Source organism: Streptomyces sp. NPDC057617 (assembly GCF_042800555.1).
GTDB lineage: Bacteria > Actinomycetota > Actinomycetes > Streptomycetales > Streptomycetaceae > Streptomyces.
In genome coordinates this window covers 395,029-413,699 of the sequence record NZ_JBHVGV010000006.1, presented here as the reverse complement: position 1 = coordinate 413,699, position 18,671 = coordinate 395,029, and the positions used below count along the sequence as shown (strand labels likewise).

Genomic DNA, 18,671 nt, shown 5'->3' with positions numbered 1-18,671 from the left:
AGGGCGTGTCCGCGGTGCCGGGGCGCCCGCGGTGGCGTCCCGGCCGCGGTCCCCGACCGGGTTCTGCCACCTGCGGCTACATTGACCTCGTGCTCTCTCGTCTCTTTCGTCGCTCCCGCACCGGCGTCCTCGCCGTCTGCGCCGTGCCGGTCGCCGCGCTGTTCGTCGTCGTCGGCGTGGCGCCGCTGCCGTACGCCGTGGCGCAGCCCGGGATGACCGTGGATGTCCTCGGTACCGACCGGGGGCAGCAGGTCATCACCGTGAACGGGACGCCCACGCGCCCGACCACGGGCCAGCTCCGGATGACGACCATCGAGGCGACGGGACCGTCCGCCGATGTCGATCTCGGCGATGTGATCGACGGCTGGTTCCGTACCGACCGGGCCGTGCTGCCGCGCGAGGCGGTGTATCCGACGGGGGAGTCAGACAAGGAGATCGAGAAGCACAACGTCCAGGACATGGTCGAGTCGCAGGACTCCGCGACCGTCGCGGCGCTCGGCTATCTGCGCAGGAACCCGGACGGCGTCGACGTACGGCTCCATCTCGCCGACATCGGCGGCCCCAGCGCCGGGTTGCTCTTCGCCCTCGGCATCGTCGACAAGCTCGACGGCGACGGGTCCGGCGGCGATCTCACCGAAGGCCGCACCATCGCCGGTACGGGCACGATCACCGAGGACGGCGAGGTCGGCCCGGTCGGCGGGGTGTCGCTCAAGACCCGGGCGGCGGGCCGCGACGGCGCGACCGTCTTCCTCGTACCGAAGGCGGAGTGCGGCGAAGCGAGCGCCGAGCTGCCGAAGGGCATGCGGCTGATCCCGGTCACCACCCTCAAGGGCGCGGTCTCGGCGCTGCGCGCACTGGCCAGGGGCGGCGAGGTCCCGGCCTGCTGAGCCGGCCGCCCCCGGCCGCCCGGCCTGCTGAGCCGGCCGCCGCTCAGGACCCGCGCCGCCACTCAGGACGCCGCCGCCCAGGACGCCGCCCCAAAGGTGCTGCTCAGAGATCCACTGCTCAGAGATCCACCGCGTCCCGGAAGTTGACGCAGCCCTCCAGCCGCGCCGTGTGCTTCCCGCCCGCCACCTCGACCGACATCACCCCGAATGCCATCCGGTGCGTCTCCCACTTGTCCGTGAAGGTGTCGATGGTCAGCTTCAGCGGCACCCGGGTCTCGAACACCGGCTTCAGCAGCGACAGTTCCAGCGCGGTCACCAGAAAACGCCTTCTCGCCTCGACCAGATCCACCCGCGGCAGGGCGGCAAGCACCGGATGGTGCTGGTTGGTGTAGGCGAACAGGACGGACGCGAGCGCGTGGTACGAGACGATCTGCGCCAGGACCGAACCGTGCAGCAGCGGCCGGTACGGCGCCTCCGCGCGGACATCGGCCGCCATGTCGACATCGAAGACACCGTGGTACGCGTCGCCGTCGAAGCTCATCTCCGAGGCCGCCCACGGGGTGTGGCACCAGGCCTTGGCGAGGTCGTCCATGATCTCCGGGAAGCTCGGCGGCCGGTCGGTGGGCAAGGGCGTCACCGTCACTCGGGGCCTCCTCTGCGATGTGTGTGCTGATGATCTACCCGTACGGTCGTACGACTAGCGGGGCGCCCCGCCGAACCACCCGATCCGCGGAGCACGCGTCACGGGACGCGTCACCGGACGCGTCACCGGGACCGATGCGGGCGCCCGGTGGCGGAGTCCGCCGCGGCCTGCTCCACCAGCGGGATGATCCGCAGCGGTACGGGGTTCTCCATCACGATCGCCGTGCTCGCCCGCACGATCCCCTCGAAGCCGACCACCCGGTCGATCACCCGCTGGAGGTCCGCGTTGGAGCGGGCGACCAGACGGCAGAGCATGTCGCCCTGGCCGGTGGTGGTGTGCAGTTCGAGCACCTCGGGGACGGTCGCGAGATGGGCCCGTACGTCCGAGCCCTGGCCCTGCTTGATCTCCAGCGTGGCGAAGGCCGTGACCGGATAACCGAGGGCGGCCGGGTCGACGGCCGGCCCGAACCCCTTGATGACCCCGTTCGACTGGAGCCGGTCGAGCCGCGCCTGTACGGTCCCGCGGGCCACCCCGAGCCGGCGCGAGGCCTCCAGCACACCGATCCGTGGCTCACGTGCCAGCAGCACGATGAGCCTGCCGTCGAGCCCGTCGATACCGGCCCCCGTACCCGTACCCGTGTCCGCTGTCATCTACAGCCCCCTCGTCATGTGCACTGCCGTAGTCATACTGTGCAGATGGTCCCGCCATTCTCACCATCCACTGTGCATATTGCCCAGCAAAAACCGGAACTGTTGCGCACCTTGTGGAACGGCGGGACGCTGAAGCCATGGCTGACACCTCGATGAACATCGACAACGCCCCCGACACCGCACGCGAGGCCGACCCCTTCCCGGTGAAGGGAATGGACGCCGTCGTCTTCGCCGTCGGCAACGCCAAGCAGGCCGCGCACTACTACTCCACGGCCTTCGGCATGAAGCTCGTCGCCTACGCGGGACCGGAGAACGGCAGCCGCGAGACCGCGAGTTATGTCCTGACCAACGGCGCGGCCCGTTTCGTGTTCACGTCCGTCATCAAACCGTCCACCGAGTGGGGCCGCTTCCTGGCCGGCCATGTCGCCGAGCACGGCGACGGCGTTGTCGACCTGGCGATCGAGGTGCCGGACGCGCGCGCCGCGTACACGTACGCCACCGAGCACGGCGCCCGCGGCATCCAGGAGCCGTACGAGATCAAGGACGAGTACGGCACGGTCGTCCTGGCCGCCATCGCGACATACGGCCAGACGCGCCACACCCTGGTCGACCGCTCCGGCTACGACGGCCCGTACCTGCCGGGCTTCGAGTCCGCGGACCCGATCGTCGAGCCTCCGGCCAAGCGCACCTTCCAGGCCATCGACCACTGCGTGGGCAATGTCGAACTCGGCCGGATGAACGAGTGGGTCGGCTTCTACAACAAGGTGATGGGCTTCACGAATATGAAGGAGTTCGTGGGCGACGACATCGCCACCGAGTACTCCGCGCTGATGTCGAAGGTCGTCGCGGACGGCACCCTCAAGGTGAAGTTCCCGATCAACGAGCCCGCGATCGCCAAGAAGAAGTCGCAGATCGACGAGTACCTGGAGTTCTACGGCGGGGCCGGCGTCCAGCACATCGCGCTCGCCACGAACGACATCGTCGCGTCCGTACGGGCGATGAGGGCGGCGGGCGTACGGTTCCTGGACACCCCCGACTCGTACTACGACACGCTCGGCGAATGGGCGGGCGAGACGCGGGTGCCGGTCGAGACGCTGCGCGAGCTGAAGATCCTGGTCGACCGCGACGAGGACGGCTATCTGCTGCAGATCTTCACCAAGCCGGTCCAGGACCGGCCGACGGTCTTCTTCGAGATGATCGAGCGGCACGGCTCGATGGGCTTCGGCAAGGGCAACTTCAAGGCGCTCTTCGAGGCGATCGAGCGCGAGCAGGAGAAGCGCGGAAACCTCTGAGCCCCGGGCCTGACGCGTACAGCCCCGGGCCCGGACACGTACGCACAGACCGCGCGGCCCCACGGGGAATCCCACTCACCCGTGGGGCCGCGCCCCCATTCGCCCGGGCCCGGCGCAGGCCCGGCGCAGGCCTCAGATGCCGCCGGAGAAGACGGACGGCGAAGACTGCGCCTCGGGCTGGGCCGGCTCGGGCTGAGCCGGTACCGGCACCGGCGCCTGCGGGGGCACCGGGAGCTGCGGAGCCGAGGAGGCAGGCGGAGCGGAAGGCGGAGAGGCCGGCGGGGAGACCGGCAGATCCCGCAGCTCGTCCAGCGCCTCCCGTGCCTTCGGCGCCAGCAGCGGCGAGAAGTACGGGTTGATCCGCAGCGCCTCCTCGATATGGCGGCGCGCCGGACCGTACATCTGGAGCGACCGCTCGATCTCGCCCAGGTGGTACGAGAACAGCGCGCTCCTGGGCCCCTGCGCCGTCGCCTTCCGCGCGTACGTCAGCGCCTCCTCGCTCCGGCCCGCCCGGTACAGCGCCCAGGCCAGCGCGTCCGCGACGTACATGCTCCGGTGCGAGCGCGTCCACTCGGCCGTCAGCCGGGTCACCGCCGACTCCGGGTCCGCGTGGTCGGCCTCGTAGCGGCCGAGGACCAGCTCCTCGTTCACGCCATGGGCGCGCTCCTTCTCGACCCGCTCGCGGAGCGCCTCGTACTGGGTCTCCGCGTCCCCGTTCAGGCCCAGCGAGTCGTACAACTCGCCCAGCTCCAGGGAGTATTCGGGCTTCGGCAGCTTGGTGAGCGCGGTGTGGTACTGCTGGTACGCCTCGTCCGTCCTGCCCAGCGCGGCCAGCGCCCTCGCCCGCCCGGCCAGCGACGCGGGATGGTCGTGGGCCGCCGCCAGCGCCGAGTTGAAGTGCGCCAGCGCCTCGGTCGGCTCGCCCCGGTCCCAGGACACCATGCCCAGGGTGTGCAGCGCCTCGGCCTTCTCCTCCGGGGTGGTGGCGCGGGCCGCGGCCTCGGCCGCCTTGGCCGCCGCCTCGTCCTGCCGGCCGCGCTCGCGGTAGATGGCCGCCGAGCGCTCCAGCACCGGCGCTCCCTGGCGCAGTTCCTGGAGCTTCTCCAGGGCGTCGCCCGCCGCCCGGTACTCGCCGAGGCCGTTGTACGCGTCGATCAGCACCGGGTACGCCGACGCCTCGTCGGGCCGCTGGTTCCGTACCGTCTCGGCCCACTTCCTGGCGGTGGCGAAGTCGTGCCGGGCGTTGGCGAGCCGGGCGAGACCCACCAGGGCCGCCGGATTCCCGTACTCGGAGGACTCACCCGGCTTGCCGTCCTCACCGGACCCGGCTGGCCCGTCCGCGCCGGCGGACCCGTCGGTCGGGACCGTCGCGAGCGAGCGCTGGAGCGCCTGGTCGGCCTTCGGGAAGTACGTCGAGTCCGCGCGGCGCGCGCCGCGCTCCACATACGCCGCGCCGAGCACGGCCCAGGCCTCGCCGTCCTCCGGGTGCGAGCGCAGCCAGGTCTCCCGGTCGCGGATGAGCGCGGTCAGGTCGGCGAACGCGGCGGGCGCCCCCGAGCCCGCCGCCGCCATCGCCCGGGCCTCGGGGGTCAGCGGCGGCTGATCACGTTCCGGCACGAACAGCAGGACGCCCCCGACCAGCGCCGCCCCCACCCCCGCGGCCAGCGCCGCCCTTTTGACCTGTCTGACCTGCTCTGTTTTCATGGGGTTCATGGTGATTACTGTGCGTCCATATGAAGAACATATCCGCGCTTGATGTTGTGGATCGCAGACGGGTTCACACCGATGGCCCCGGATGCGACGCTGGGATCATGGATGATCTGGCTGACCTCCTCGTACGGCTGCGGTCCGGACTTCCCGCCGAAGCCGTGATCACCGATCCGGACATCACGGCCTCCTACTCCCATGACATGGCCAGCTTCTGCGAGGCCGGCACCCCGGCGGTGGTCGTCCTGCCGCGCTCGGCGGAGCAGGTCCAGCACGTCATGCGGACCGCGACCGAGCTGCGCGTGCCGGTCGTCCCGCAGGGTGCCCGTACGGGACTGTCGGGCGCGGCCAACGCCTCGGACGGGTGCATCGTCCTGTCCCTGACCAAGATGGACCGCATCCTGGAGATCAACCCGGTCGACCGGATCGCCGTCGTCGAGCCGGGCGTCATCAACGCCACGCTGTCCCGGGCGGTCGGCGAGCAGGGGCTCTACTACCCGCCGGACCCGTCGAGCTGGGAGATGTGCACCATCGGCGGGAACATCGGCACGGCCTCGGGCGGGCTGTGCTGCGTCAAGTACGGCGTCACCGCGGAGTATGTGCTCGGCCTCGATGTCGTCCTCGCCGACGGCCGGCTGCTCACCACCGGCCGCCGTACGGCCAAGGGCGTCGCGGGCTACGACCTGACGCGGCTCTTCGTCGGCTCGGAGGGCAGCCTCGGCATCGTCGTCAAGGCCGTCCTCGCGCTCAAGCCCCAGCCGCCCCAACAGCTCGTGCTGGCCGCCGAGTTCGCCTCGGCCGCCGCCGCGTGCGACGCGGTCTGCCGCATCATGGAGCGCGGCCACACCCCGTCCCTCCTCGAATTGATGGACGGTACGACCATCCGCGCCGTCAACGCGATGGCCAACATGGGCCTGCCCGACACCACCGAGGCCCTCCTCCTGGCGGCCTTCGACACCCCCGACCCCGCCGCCGATCTGGCCGCGGTCGGCGAGCTGTGCGCGGCGGCCGGAGCCACCGAGGTCGTGCCCGCCGAGGACGCCGCCGAGTCGGAGCTGCTGCTCCAGGCCCGCCGCCTCTCGCTCACCGCGCTGGAGGCCGTCAAGTCGGCGACGATGATCGACGATGTGTGCGTACCGCGCAGCCGGCTCGCCGCGCTGCTCGACGGAACGGCCGCCATCGCCGAGAAGTACGACCTGACCATCGGCGTCTGCGCGCACGCGGGCGACGGCAACACCCACCCCACCGTCTGCTTCGACCAGACCGACCCGGACGAGTCCCGGCGCGCCCGCGAGTCCTTCGACGAGATCATGGCGCTCGGCCTGGAACTGGGCGGCACGATCACCGGCGAACACGGCGTCGGCGTACTGAAGAAGGAGTGGCTGTCGCGCGAACTGGGCCCGGTGGGGCTGGAGTTGCAGCGCGGCATCAAGCGCACCTTCGACCCGCTCGGCCTGCTCAACCCGGGCAAGCTCTTCTGACGGGCCCGCCCCGAGCGCCCCGTACCCGCTCCGTACCGGCGGTGGTTCCCGTGGCACGGCCTACCCCTCGCCGTCCGCGGATCCGTCCGACGGCCAGGGGTCGCGCAGCCACAGGTCGTCCGCCGGGGTGGCGGCGAGGAGCCGGGCGAGGCCGTCGTCGATGGAGAGCTGCCCGCTCTCCGTCCCCGGCGGCACGATCCGCAGCGTCCGCTCCAGCCACGCCGACACCGCCACCGAGGGCGCCTCAAGCAGCGCGTCCCCGTCGGGCGAGGAGAGCGCGACACACAGCACACCGCGGCCGCCGATCTTCGTCGGCCAGATCCGTACATCGCCGTGCCCGCACGGCCTGAACACCCCCTCCACCAGCAGCTCGCGGGCGAAGGTCCATTTGACCGGGGTGTCGGAACCGGTGTGAAAGGTGATGTGCACGGCATACGGATCGTCCGCACGGTAGGTCAGCCGGGCCGGTACGGGGATCCCGCGCTCCGGCGACAGCACCAGACGCAACTCCAGTTCGCGCTCCACGACAGTGTCCATGAGCGGCACTTCCTCTCCTGACGGTGGCCCCGCGACGGGCCCGTACCAGGAGAGAGGCCCCGGCCCGCTGTTTATTACGCGACTTTCGGCGACGACTTGAAACCGCCCATGCCCCGCCCGCGCACTCCGGCGGATCACCCGCACGGCCTGCTCGTCCGTACGCCCCCGGCCCGCCCTTTTGGCACTGGAGCCCGGCTGTTCGTACACCATGGCGAACATTTCTCTGCCCACATCCTTTCGAATGCGGCCTTTCTGCTGTTCCCCTTCTTCAGGCATCTGAGTTCTTCGTTAATGTCTTCCCTGGCGAACATGGTGTGAGTGAACGGAGTTGGGGTCAGTGGCTACTCCTCCTGGTGACGGCGGGAACGTACCCCGGGAAGGGTTCTACCCAGACCCGTCCATCCCCGGATATGTCCGCTACTGGAACGGCGCGGCCTGGGTGCCCGGTACGAGCCGGCCCGCGCCCCAGGGCGGCGAGACGGCGCAGCCGGGCCCGGCCCCCGCGCCGCCCGCGGTCGACGAGACCGGACCGGTCTTCCTCGACGAGGAGCCCTCCGGCGGACCCCGGCAGGAACCGGCGTCCGCCTGGCAGGCCGACGCCTCCCGGCAGACCGGCTTCGGCGGCGAGCGGGACGAGCGGGTGTCCTGGGGCGCGGGCGGCCAGGATCCCCGAATCCCCTCGCCCACGGCTTCACCCGACCCCGCGCCGCCCGCGCTGCACGAGGTCCCGCCGCCCACTCCCGGCGATCCGACGGGCGGCGCGCTGCCCGGCGTACGCGCCCTCCCGCCCGGCCCGGACGACGGCCGCCCGCCGTCGGCGCCTTCGGAAGGTACGGTCGCGATCCGCGCCATGCGACGGGGTGTCAGGCCGGACACGGGCCGGGATTCCGGTCCCGGCGCGGGAACCGGCGCCGATACGGGCCGCCCGCCCGCCCCGCGCGACCCGGAAGCCGGAGCGGGCGCGGGAGCCGGGGCCGGGCAGCCGCCGGTCGACAGCACCGTCGCCATCCGTGCCCTGCGCGCCGCCCGCCGCGCCAAGGACGACGACGCCGGCGCCGCCTCGGGCCGGGCCGAAGGCACCATGTCGATCCGCGCGCTCAACCAGGGTGCCTCCCACACGGGCACGGCCGTACCGCCCACGAACCCCCAGCCACCGGCCCAGCCGCAGGCCCCCGTCAGCTCCGGCTCCGGCGGCGGCGCCGCGTCCTGGGCCCAGCAGGCGCACCCGCTCGCCCAGCCCATGACCCCCGGCGCGCCCGACCAGCCGGTCGTGCCCTGGAAGCCCCCGGTCGACGACCCGTTCCTCCAGGCCGCCCAGGCGCAGGCCGCCGCCAGGCCCGCCGGTCTGGCCAAGCGGTTCGTGGCCCGGCTGATCGACACCGTCGTCCTCGGCGCGCTCGTCGGCGCCGCCTCGCTCCCCCTCTACTCCCGGGCCCGTACACATATCGACGCCAAGGTCGAGGCGGCCAAGGAGACCGGAGAGACCGTCACGGTCTGGCTCATCGACGGCACGACGGCCGGTTATCTGGGGCTGGCGCTGGCGGCGCTGCTGATCCTCGGGACGCTGTACGAGGCGCTGCCGACGGCCCGCTGGGGGCGCACGCTCGGCAAGAAGCTCTGCGGTCTGGAAGTACGGGACATCGAGTCCCACGAGGCCCCGGCCTTCGGCGCCGCGCTGCGCCGCTGGCTGGTCTACGGTCTGCTGGGCGTGCTGGTCGTGGGCGTTCTGAATGTGCTGTGGTGCCTGGTCGACCGGCCGTGGCGGCAGTGCTGGCACGACAAGGCGGCCCGTACGTTCGTGGCGGGCTGACGCCGAGCCCGTAGAGGACACAGGTTCCAGGAGGCCTCCGGACGCCCGTCGGACTGCTCCGAACGGCGGGTGATCCGTTGCGTGCCCCTGCCCCGCGCGGTGCACTGCCCCCATGAGCAACGATCAGCCGCCGCCAGGACCGGCACCCGATGACGACCCGTTTCTGAAGAAGCCGCAGGAACCCCCGTCACCGCAAGGCCCGGAAGGTCCGCAGGGCCCGCCGTCCCCGGGGGCCGGCTCTCCGTACGGTTCTCCGTACGGTGCTCCCTACGGCGGCGACACAGGGCCGCCGCCCGGTGGCCCCTACGACCGGGACGTCCCCGGCCGGAACGCCTATGGCGGCGGGCCGTTCGGCGGTACGGATCCGCTCGCCGGAATGCCGCCGCTCGCGCCCTTCGGCAGACGGCTGGTGGCGCGGATCATCGACGCCCTGATCATTTTTGTACCGCTGGCGATCCTGTCCGGATTCTTCGGAAGCTGGCGCGGCCGGGCGAACAGCAGCAACTGGGACGACTTCGCCAATCAGGTGAATACGGGAACGCAGTGGCTGTGGTCGGTCATCTCCGTGATCGCCTTTGTCGGCTACGACACCCTGATGGCCCGGAGAACCGGCCAGACGCTCGGCAAACGCTGGATGAAACTGCGCGTCGCGATGCTCAACAACGGCGCGGTGCCCGACACGGGCACCTCGCTGCTGCGGGCGATCGTGCTCTGGCTGCCCGCGCTGCTGTGCTGTCTGATCATCTGGTGGGCCATCATCATCCTGAGCATCCTGGTCAGCAGGCCCTACCGGCAGGGCCTCCACGACAAGGCGGCCAGGACCGTCGTCGTACAGGCGACGGAGGAGCGGCCCGGCCAGGTCTAGGGCGCAACAGGCCCTAGCGGCGCAGTGAGTGCTGGAACCGGGACTCGGCGCCCCTGCGGATCCGTGCGGCGGGCGCCCGGTCCCGGGACGGCTCCGCGCCGCCGGCAGTACGAGCCGGCTGGGCCGACGCGCGGGCCGGCGCGGGCACGGTGACCGTGACCAGAAGTCCCAGGGCGAGCGCGGCGATTCCTATCACCACGACACCGGCACCGGTGGTGATCCCCGAGAGCAGCAGCATGACGACGGTGGAACAGACGACGGTGGCGGAACCATAGGCGAGTTGTGCTGCAGTCGGACGCGGCATGGCGGGATCCGTCCTCGGAGCATCGGTATCGGGGGTGTCTCGCGTGTCCCGCACAGGCCGCAAGGGTGCGGCAGATGCGAGCAGTTCGCACTCTCAGTCGACTCTAAGGCGGTGCATGCCCGAGGGGAACGGGCCGTAAGCGTGACCTCACCCACGGTTCCGTCGCACGGGGGGCGCATCGATTCACACCCCTCGCCAAGCGGCTTGAATTGTGCGCCGGTTGTCCGAATTCCTCCATGTCCGCGCTGTTCGGGCCCCGGAAACCAGGCCTCCGTATAGTGCAGTTGACCAGTGCAAGTCAAGGTCTGTCTTTTCTCCCTTAACTCCGGTCGAATGTCGTCACTTATGACGCAGACGCGCGCGGATCCCTCACTCCCGGTCCGCGGATCGCGTGCGCCGGGGAGGAAAAGCATCAAGTGATCAGAAACAGACGGGCGAAGAGAGTGTCCGCGGTGATCGTGGCCCTTGCCGCGACCGCCGCCACGGCTTCGGCCTTCACCACGGCCCAGGCCGAGGACAGCCCCGCATCCGGCCCCGCGGGTATCGAGCGCCGTGACCCGGCGCCGCAGAAGGGACAGGTCGAACACGACCTGGAAGGCCCGTTCAGCAAGCAGCAGGAACAGCAGCGCGAGGCAGCGCTCCAGCAGGTCATCTCCGGTGCCGCCAAGGTGGAGAAGCGCGGCGGCTCCAATGTGGTCAGGCTCGACAACAAGAAGTACGTCGAGCTGGGCCGGGAGAAGACCGACAAGATCTTCACGATCCTCGTCGAGTTCGGCGACCAGGTCGACAACACCACGACGTACGACCCGGACGGCCCGGGCCCGCTCCCGCCCGTCCCGAGGTACGGCGGCGAGCCCGGCCCCCAGCACAACCAGATAGCGGAGCCCGACCGCAAGGTCGACAACTCCACCGCCTGGCAGGCCGATTACAACCAGCAGCACTTCCAGGACCTCTACTTCGGCACCGGCAAGGACAGCAAGGGGAAGCAGAAGGAGTCGCTGAAGACCTACTACGAGAAGACGTCCTCCGGGCGCTACTCGGTCGACGGCGAGGTCTCCGACTGGGTCAAGGTCCCCTACAACGAGGCCCGTTACGGCTCCAACTACTGCGGCTCCAGCAACTGCGCCAATGTCTGGGACGCGGTGCGCGACGGCGTCAACGCCTGGACCGCGGACCAGAAGGCCCAGGGCCGTACCGACGCCCAGATCAAGGCGGACCTCTCCCAGTACGACCTGTGGGACCGCTACGACTTCGACGGCGACGGCAACTTCAACGAGCCCGACGGCTACATCGATCACTTCCAGATCGTGCACGCCGGTGAGGACGAGTCCGCGGGCGGCGGCGTCCAGGGCGAGGACGCCCTGTGGGCGCACCGCTGGTACGCGTACGGCACCAACGCGGGCAGCACGGGTCCGGCCGACAACAAGGCGGGCGGCACCCAGTTCGGCAACACCGGCATCTGGGTCGGCGACTACACCATGCAGCCCGAGAACGGCGGCCTCGGTGTCTTCGCCCATGAGTACGGCCACGACCTGGGCCTGCCCGACCTGTACGACACCGCGGGCGGCGACAACTCGACGGCCTTCTGGACGCTGATGTCGTCCGGTTCCTGGCTCGGCACCGGCAAGGACGCGATCGGCGACCTGCCCGGTGACATGACCGCCTGGGACAAGCTCCAGCTCGGCTGGCTCAACTACGCCGAGGCCAAGGCCGCGACCAGCTCCACGCACAAGCTGGGTGTCTCGGAGTACAACACCAAGAACCCGCAGGCGCTGATCGTCGAGCTGCCGAACAAGACGCGTACCACGACTGTCGTGAAGCCCGCCGAGGGCTCCAAGCAGTGGTGGAGCGACATGGGTGACGACCTCAAGAACACCCTCACCCGCTCGGTCGACCTGACCGGGAAGTCCACGGCGAAGCTGGACCTCCAGGGCTGGTGGGACATCGAGGCCGACTACGACTACCTCTACACCGAGGTGTCCACGGACGGCGGCGCCAACTGGACGGTGCTCGACGGTACGGCCAATGGCGTGCCGCTGCCCCGTGATGCGGCGGACAAGCCGTCGCTGACCGGGGTCTCGGAGTCGTACCAGCAGCTCTCCTTCCCGCTGGACGCCTACGCGGGCAAGAAGTTCGACCTGCGCTTCCGCTACCAGACGGACGGCGGAGTGGCGCAGAAGGGCTTCGCCGCGGACGCGATCACCCTGACCGCGGACGGTGCGACGGTCTTCTCGGACAACGCCGAGGGCGACGACGCCGGCTGGACCGCGGACGGCTTCTCGCGCATCGGTGAGTCCTTCACCCAGGACTACCCGCAGTACTACATCGCCGAGAACCGCCAGTACGTCTCGTACGACAAGACCCTTGAGGTCGGCCCGTACAACTTCGGCTTCACGGTGCCGAACGACAACAAGGTCGAGCACTTCCCGTACCAGCCCGGTCTGCTGATCTGGCTGTGGGACACCTCGCAGGTCGACAACAACACCAGCCAGCACCCCGGTGAGGGTCTGGTGCTGCCGATCGACGCGCACGCCAAGCCGCTGAAGTGGTCGGACGGTACGGTCATGCGCAACCGGATCCAGGCGTACGACTCCACCTTCAGCTGGTGGCCGACGACCGGGCTGACGCTGCACAAGGCGAATGTCCCGACGCGGATCAAGGCCCAGCTGGGCGCCCCGGTCTTCGACGACCGCAAGGGCACCTACTGGAGTGCCGAGAACCCGGGCGCGAGCGTCAAGGTTCCTGACACCAACACCAAGATCAGCATCATCGGCCAGCCGCTGGACGGCCAGACGCTGACGGTCCAGGTGGGCCGCTCCGGTCGGTAACCGGAAGTAACCGCAGGTCAGAGCAGGATCGGCCGTCGCCCTCTAGCGGGCGGCGGCCGATCGTGTTTAGGTGCATCCTGCGGTTCTCTTATTGACAGGATGTCTCACGGGCGTCTCAGGGATGTCTTCACGGGGGAGATGAACGACATGGCAGGCGGAGGCTTCAGCAAGCTCCCGAACGGCACGGTGGTGGTGGCACTGACCCTGCCCAGCCCGGCGGCCGAGGGCGGTACGGTACGGGTCCTCGTGCACGCGGCGAACCGGGCCCGCGCCCTGACCAGGCTGCGGAATCTGGGGCTGCGCGCGGTGTATCTGCGCGGCAACGCGGAGCCCCCGACACCGGACGAGATCACCGCCGTACTGCACCATCCGGACGGTCTGCTGTGGCGCACCACACCGCAGCGCAGGAACCAGCTCTGGCAGCCGATACGCGCCCTGCTGCGGCCGTCCACGAGCCCCGCGAACGCCGGGTACCAGGGCCCGGCCTACGAGGCGTCCTAGGCGTCCTAGGCGTCCTAGGCGTCCTGGGCGGGCGTCAGGCGGTTGACCACCACCGGCTTGCCGATCAGCTCCACGCCCGCCTCGCGCAGCTCCTCCAGCGCCTTCTCCGTGGTCTCCACGGCCACCCCCGCCGTCAGATCGAGCAGCACATGGGTGGTGAAGCCCTCCCGGGCCGCGTCCAGCGCGGTCGCGCGGACACAGTGGTCGGTGGCGATACCGACGACATCGACCTCGGTGATCTCGCGGGCCCGCAGCCAGTCCCCGAGCCGCATCCCGTTCTCGTCGGCCCCCTCGAAGCCGCTGTACGCGCCCGCGTACGCCCCCTTGTCGAAGACCGCGTCGATCGCACCGGAGGCGACGGCCGGGGCGAAATTGGGGTGGAAGCCCACGCCCTCCGTACCCGCGACACAGTGCGGCGGCCAGGTGTGGACGAAGTCCGGGCTGCCGGCGAAGTGATCACCGGGGTCGATGTGGTGGTCCCGGGTGGCGATCACATGCCGGTATCCGGGCGCCGCCTCGCCGATCAGATCGGTGATGGCGGCGGCGACCTGCGACCCTCCCGCCACGGCGAGGCTGCCGCCCTCACAGAAGTCGTTCTGAACGTCTACGACGAGCAACGCGCGGTGCATGACGGCCATCCTTCGGCGGGGGAGCGGGCGAGCGGCGGACGAGCGGGGCGGACGGGTGAGGCAGGTCTCGCGGCGACGGCGGGGGAGGGTGTACGGGCCGCGGCCTGTCCGGGCCGTACGAGCGGTACGGGTCGCCGTACGAGCGGTACGAGTCGTACGAGCCTAGATACGCGGACCCTCCGGCGGGAAGAGCCGGACATCCTTCACCACCGCCTCACGCGACTCATATGTACTCGGTCGGGATCACCGGCTCGCCCCGCGAGAGCTGTGTCGCCGACAGCGGCAGCGCCTCCCGCGCCGCGAAGTGCCGGGCGCGCGCCGTCTCCAGCGGCTCCCGCGCCACGATCTCGCCGCCCTTGACGAGCTGCACCAGGAGCTGCCGGTCCAGCAGCTCCGGGGGCACCGCGCCCGTACCGAGCACCTCGGCCTCGGCGTACCCCTGGGCGTCCGTGCGCCGCGCGGCCCACTTGCGGCCGCCGATCGAGGTCTTCCCGCCGAGCGACTTCTTCGCCACCGGCTGGAGCGGCGCCTTCGGGTCGGCGGAGGCGGCACGGGCGACGATCTTGTAGACCATGGAGCACGTCGGGTGCCCGCTGCCGGTGACGAGCTGCGTGCCCACGCCGTACGCGTCGACCGGCGCGGCGGCCAGCGAGGCGATCGCGTACTCGTCCAGGTCGGAGGTCACCACGATCCTGGTGTCCACCGCGCCCAGCTCGTCGAGCTGCTGCCGTACCCGGTGCGCGACCAGCAGCAGATCGCCGGAGTCGATACGGACGGCCCCCAGCTCGGGCCCGGCGATCTCCACCGCGGTCCGTACGGCCTCGGCCACGTCGAAGGTGTCGATCAGCAGCGTCGTGCCCCGGCCGAGCGAGGTGACCTGCGCCTGGAAGGCGTCCCGCTCGCTGTCGTGCAGCAGGGTGAAGGCGTGCGCGCTCGTACCGACCGTCGGAATGCCGTACCGGAACCCGGCCGCCAGGTCCGAGGTCGAGTCGAAGCCGCCCACATACGCGGCGCGCGCGGCGGCCACCGCGGACAGCTCGTGCGTACGGCGCGCGCCCATCTCGATCAGCCCGCGCCCGCCCGCGGCCGCCGACATCCGGGAGGCCGCCGCCGCGATCGCCGAGTCGTGGTTGAGGATCGACAGGACCACCGTCTCCAGCAGCACGCACTCCGCGAACGAGCCCTCCACCCGCAGGATCGGCGAGCCCGGGAAGTACACCTCGCCCTCCGGATAGCCCCAGATGTCCCCGCCGAAGCGGTACGAGGCGAGCCAGCCGAGCGTCTCCTCGTCGACGATGCCGTTCCCCCGGAGGAAGCCCAGGACGTCCGCGTCGAAGCGGAAGTTCTCCACGGCGTCCAGGACCCGCCCGGTGCCGCCCACCACTCCGTACCTGCGCCCCTCGGGCAGCCGCCGGGTGAAGACCTCGAAGACCGAGCGGCGGTCGGCCGTGCCGGCCCGCAGCGCGGCACGGAGCATCGTCAGCTCGTACTGATCGGTGAAGAGCGCGGTCGACGGGACGTCGACCGGCAGTCCAAGATCCGCTGTGTTCATAACAAGAATTCTACCCCTACCTCTCGTCAGACTGACGATTTCTGCGTGGCCGTTTGTGCGACAGGCCGTCCCGGGTGGCAGCATGGGTCGTGTGACGCTGTGCCCCGGCGTGTGACGCTGTGACCCGGCCAGAGAAGCCCGGCAGAGAAGAAGGTCGTCCGGAACCGTGAGTGTTGCTCCCACTGAGATCGAACGCCCCGAATCGGCCGAGGAGACTTTCGCCGTCCCGGAACCCGATGTGCCGTGGGTGACGATCGTCCACAACGACCCCGTCAACCTCATGAGTTATGTGGCGTACGTCTTCCAGACCTATTTCGGCTACCCCAAGGACAAGGCGCACCGACTGATGCTCGACGTCCACCACAAGGGCCGCGCGGTCGTCTCCAGCGGCAGCCGCGAGGAGATGGAGCGCGATGTGCAGGCCATGCACGGATTCGGGCTCTGGGCCACCCTCTCCCAGGACCGCACCTGATGGCCGGGCGCTTCGAGGCCATCCCGGGCGGCGGAGCGGCCGTCGCCCTCGACGAGGTCGAGATCTCGATCCTGCGCTCCCTCGCCGTACAGCTCCTGGAGCTGATCGGGCCCGGTGACGAGCCGGCCCAGGGCGAGGACCCGCTCGCCTCGCTCTTCGCCGAGGGCCCCAGCGAGCCGCCCGCCGACCCGGCGCTGGCCCGGCTCTTCCCGGACGCGTACGGCGATGACGACGACGAACTGAAGGAGTTCTCCGCCGAGTTCAGACGCTTCACGGAGAACGACCTGCGAGGCCGCAAGCGCGAGGACGGCATGGCGGTCGTCCGCACCCTGGACGGGCTCGGCCCGTCGGGCGCTGGCGGCGCGGTGCTCAAGCTGACCCCCGAGGACTGTCTGCACTGGCTCGGCGCCCTCAACGACCTGCGGCTGACCATCGGGACACGGCTGGAGGTCACGGACGAGGACGAGGGCGGCGAGCTGTACCGGCTGCCGGACTCCGACCCTCGCAAGCCGATGGTGATGGCGTATCTGTGGCTCGGCGCGCTCCAGGAGACCCTCGTCGAGACGCTGATGCCGTAGGGCGCGGGGGGTAAGGGCGCGGGACGTTTCCGTACCCCCGTACACCCTCAGAACACCCTCAATTCGCCATAACGATCACGTCAACGCTTCGGCGCCCTTTGCGTTTCGCGGTGTGATTCATCCGCTTCTTCCTGTGGGCTGCGCCACAGAACCGTGCGCCGGTGACCCCCTCCGCCGTGATAAATCTTCACGACCCCCCGGGGACTCCACCCCTGTCCCCGGGGGTGTTCTCCGCCGGCCGACCGCCGGCGGCACTCCATCCGTCATCCGGGGGGATCACGAACCGGTCCCGTGGCCGCGTGCGGCGCGGACCGGTATGGAGAAAGGCGCACGACCATGACCTCTGCGCAGGTCGACAAGGAATACGGCGGCGAACACGGCGGTACGGGACCCGGCGGCGACCGCACCGCCACGGCGGACCCGGCCGGAGGCGGCCCCTCCGGGGACAGGCCCGCCGGAGCGCCCGAAGAGGGCTACGAACGGGGACTCGGCAGCCGTCAGGTCCAGATGATCGCCATCGGCGGCGCCATCGGGGTCGGCCTCTTCATGGGCGCCGGAGCCAATATCGCCAAGGCGGGCCCCAGCATCATCCTGATGTACGCCCTCGCGGGTGTGGTGATCTTCTTCATCATGCGGGCGCTCGGCGAACTGCTCCTCTACCGGCCGGTCTCGGGCTCCTTCGCCGAGTACGCCAGAGAGTTCCTCGGCCCGTTCTTCGGCTTCGCCACCGGCTGGACGTACTGGCTGATGTGGGTCGTCACGGGGATGGCCGAACTGACCGCCGCCGCCATCTACATCCACTTCTGGTTCCCGCAGATCCCGCAGTGGGTCAGCGCGCTGGTGTTCCTGGTGGTGCTCTTCGGGGTCAATCTGATCTCGGTGAAGATCTTCGGCGAGGTCGAGTTCTGGTTCTCGATGATCAAGGTCACCGCGATCATCGGCATGATCGTCATCGGTCTGGGCGTGCTGACACTGGGCTTCTCCGACGCCGGCGAGACCGCTTCCGCGTCCAACCTCTGGGCGCACGACGGGATCTTCCCGAACGGCATCGGCTCCAGCCTGATGACCCTTCAGGGCGTCATGTTCGCCTATCTCGCCGTCGAGCTGGTCGGGGTCACCGCGGGCGAGTCCGAGAACCCCGAGAAGACCCTCCCCAAGGCCATCAACACGCTGCCCTGGCGCATCATCGTCTTCTACGTCGGTGCGCTCTCCGTGATCCTCGCGGTCGTCAAATGGACCGAGTTCTCGGCGGGCAACAGCCCCTTCGTGCACGCCTTCGAGACGATGGGCATCCCCCTCGCGGCCGGCATCGTCAACTTCGTCGTCCTGACCGCCGCGCTCTCCTCCTGCAACTCCGGGATGTACTCGACCGGCCGGATGCTGCGCGACCTCGCCGCCAACAGCGAGGCGCCCAAGGCCTTCGGCAGGCTCAACTCCCGCAAGACGCCCGCCCTCGCCATCACCGTCTCCGTCGTACTGATGGGGATCGGCGTGGTCCTCAACTACGTCGTCCCGGAGAAGGCGTTCGGCTATGTGACCTCGGTGGCCACCGCGGCCGGCATCTGGACCTGGATGATGATCCTGATCAGCCATATCCGCTACCGCCGCGCCGTGGAGGCCGGGAGGCTGCCCGCCTCGTCGTTCCCCGCCCCCGGCGGCGCGCTGTTCAGTTGGGTCGCGCTGGCCTTCCTGGCGCTGGTGACCTGTCTGATCGCGTACGACAAGGACGCGCGGATCTGTCTGTATGTGGCGGCCGTGTGGGCGGTGGGGCTGGCAGTCGGCTGGCAGACGCTGAAGCGGCGCGACCCGGCTGCTGTGCTGAAGGTCAGTGCAGCCGGCAAAACCAGCCCGTCCGGCGATTGAGACCAGCCCGTCCGGTAAATCCAGCCCGTCCGGCGATTGAGGACACCGCGTGGGCCGGCTCCGTCGTACCGG

At 70.2% G+C, this 18,671-nt stretch carries 17 protein-coding genes; 10 read left to right on the top strand and 7 right to left on the bottom strand.

Annotation, left to right across the window (positions count from 1 at the left end; all coding sequences use genetic code 11):
• Positions 1–89 precede the first annotated feature (89 nt).
• Positions 90–887 (top strand): PDZ domain-containing protein, encoded by a 798-nt coding sequence (locus ACFU9P_RS18150; protein WP_384081696.1) that lies wholly within the window; start codon positions 90–92, stop codon positions 885–887.
• 118 nt (positions 888–1,005) lie between these two features.
• On the opposite strand, the gene ACFU9P_RS18145 is transcribed toward ACFU9P_RS18150, so the two are convergent.
• Entirely contained in the window at positions 1,006–1,530 is a 525-nt protein-coding gene (locus ACFU9P_RS18145; RefSeq protein ID WP_376374173.1) for a hypothetical protein, read from the bottom strand.
• Positions 1,531–1,652: 122 nt separating this feature from the next.
• On the bottom strand, positions 1,653–2,180 hold the full coding sequence (locus ACFU9P_RS18140) for an Lrp/AsnC family transcriptional regulator (protein WP_376374171.1): 528 nt from the start codon (positions 2,178–2,180) through the stop codon (positions 1,653–1,655).
• Between the two features lie 152 nt (positions 2,181–2,332).
• Here ACFU9P_RS18140 and hppD point away from each other — a divergent pair, with 152 nt between their 5' ends.
• Entirely contained in the window at positions 2,333–3,472 is a 1,140-nt protein-coding gene (hppD, locus tag ACFU9P_RS18135; protein WP_384081899.1) for a 4-hydroxyphenylpyruvate dioxygenase, read from the top strand.
• Positions 3,473–3,604: 132 nt separating this feature from the next.
• On the opposite strand, the gene ACFU9P_RS18130 is transcribed toward hppD, so the two are convergent.
• Positions 3,605–5,176: a tetratricopeptide repeat protein gene (locus ACFU9P_RS18130; RefSeq protein ID WP_384081691.1), complete on the bottom strand. Its 1,572-nt coding sequence runs from the start codon at positions 5,174–5,176 to the stop codon at positions 3,605–3,607.
• A 116-nt stretch (positions 5,177–5,292) separates the two neighbouring features.
• On the opposite strand from ACFU9P_RS18130, the gene ACFU9P_RS18125 reads away from it, so the two are divergent.
• A complete protein-coding gene (locus ACFU9P_RS18125; RefSeq protein ID WP_376374364.1) occupies positions 5,293–6,660 on the top strand; it encodes an FAD-binding oxidoreductase in 1,368 nt (455 codons plus the stop codon).
• Positions 6,661–6,720: 60 nt separating this feature from the next.
• Here the strand turns inward: ACFU9P_RS18125 and ACFU9P_RS18120 are convergent, their stop codons facing one another.
• Positions 6,721–7,197: an SsgA family sporulation/cell division regulator gene (locus ACFU9P_RS18120; RefSeq protein WP_384081688.1), complete on the bottom strand. Its 477-nt coding sequence runs from the start codon at positions 7,195–7,197 to the stop codon at positions 6,721–6,723.
• Between the two features lie 337 nt (positions 7,198–7,534).
• Here ACFU9P_RS18120 and ACFU9P_RS18115 point away from each other — a divergent pair, with 337 nt between their 5' ends.
• Together ACFU9P_RS18115 and ACFU9P_RS18110 are read left to right on the top strand one after the other, a co-directional pair.
• A complete protein-coding gene (locus ACFU9P_RS18115) occupies positions 7,535–9,007 on the top strand; it encodes an RDD family protein (RefSeq protein WP_384081685.1) in 1,473 nt (490 codons plus the stop codon).
• Positions 9,008–9,119: 112 nt separating this feature from the next.
• The gene (locus ACFU9P_RS18110; RefSeq protein ID WP_384081682.1) at positions 9,120–9,872 is read left to right on the top strand and encodes an RDD family protein; all 753 of its coding nucleotides are present in this window, start codon (positions 9,120–9,122) and stop codon (positions 9,870–9,872) included.
• Positions 9,873–9,885: 13 nt separating this feature from the next.
• On the opposite strand, the gene ACFU9P_RS18105 is transcribed toward ACFU9P_RS18110, so the two are convergent.
• Positions 9,886–10,176 (bottom strand): hypothetical protein, encoded by a 291-nt coding sequence (locus ACFU9P_RS18105; RefSeq protein ID WP_384081679.1) that lies wholly within the window; start codon positions 10,174–10,176, stop codon positions 9,886–9,888.
• A gap of 416 nt (positions 10,177–10,592) precedes the next feature.
• Here ACFU9P_RS18105 and ACFU9P_RS18100 point away from each other — a divergent pair, with 416 nt between their 5' ends.
• Together ACFU9P_RS18100 and ACFU9P_RS18095 are read left to right on the top strand one after the other, a co-directional pair.
• The gene (locus ACFU9P_RS18100) at positions 10,593–13,004 is read left to right on the top strand and encodes an immune inhibitor A domain-containing protein (protein WP_384081677.1); all 2,412 of its coding nucleotides are present in this window, start codon (positions 10,593–10,595) and stop codon (positions 13,002–13,004) included.
• Positions 13,005–13,151: 147 nt separating this feature from the next.
• Complete coding sequence (locus ACFU9P_RS18095) at positions 13,152–13,505, top strand: hypothetical protein (protein WP_376374362.1); 354 nt, start codon at positions 13,152–13,154, stop codon at positions 13,503–13,505.
• A 14-nt stretch (positions 13,506–13,519) separates the two neighbouring features.
• Here the strand turns inward: ACFU9P_RS18095 and ACFU9P_RS18090 are convergent, their stop codons facing one another.
• Together ACFU9P_RS18090 and ACFU9P_RS18085 are read right to left on the bottom strand one after the other, a co-directional pair.
• Positions 13,520–14,134, bottom strand: a complete 615-nt coding sequence (locus tag ACFU9P_RS18090) for an isochorismatase family protein (protein WP_384081674.1) — start codon at positions 14,132–14,134, stop codon at positions 13,520–13,522.
• A 223-nt stretch (positions 14,135–14,357) separates the two neighbouring features.
• Positions 14,358–15,686: a nicotinate phosphoribosyltransferase gene (locus ACFU9P_RS18085; RefSeq protein ID WP_376374154.1), complete on the bottom strand. Its 1,329-nt coding sequence runs from the start codon at positions 15,684–15,686 to the stop codon at positions 14,358–14,360.
• Between the two features lie 166 nt (positions 15,687–15,852).
• Here ACFU9P_RS18085 and clpS point away from each other — a divergent pair, with 166 nt between their 5' ends.
• From clpS to ACFU9P_RS18070, 3 genes are all read left to right on the top strand, one after another.
• Positions 15,853–16,158 carry an ATP-dependent Clp protease adapter ClpS gene (gene clpS / locus ACFU9P_RS18080; protein WP_376374152.1) on the top strand — a complete coding sequence of 102 codons (306 nt, stop codon included), beginning with the start codon at positions 15,853–15,855 and terminating at the stop codon, positions 16,156–16,158.
• Entirely contained in the window at positions 16,158–16,736 is a 579-nt protein-coding gene (locus ACFU9P_RS18075; RefSeq protein WP_376374150.1) for a DUF2017 domain-containing protein, read from the top strand. The genes clpS and ACFU9P_RS18075 overlap by 1 nt, the downstream gene beginning before the upstream one ends.
• 336 nt (positions 16,737–17,072) lie before the next feature.
• Positions 17,073–18,599: an amino acid permease gene (locus ACFU9P_RS18070; RefSeq protein ID WP_384081669.1), complete on the top strand. Its 1,527-nt coding sequence runs from the start codon at positions 17,073–17,075 to the stop codon at positions 18,597–18,599.
• The last annotated feature ends 72 nt before the right edge of the window (positions 18,600–18,671 follow it).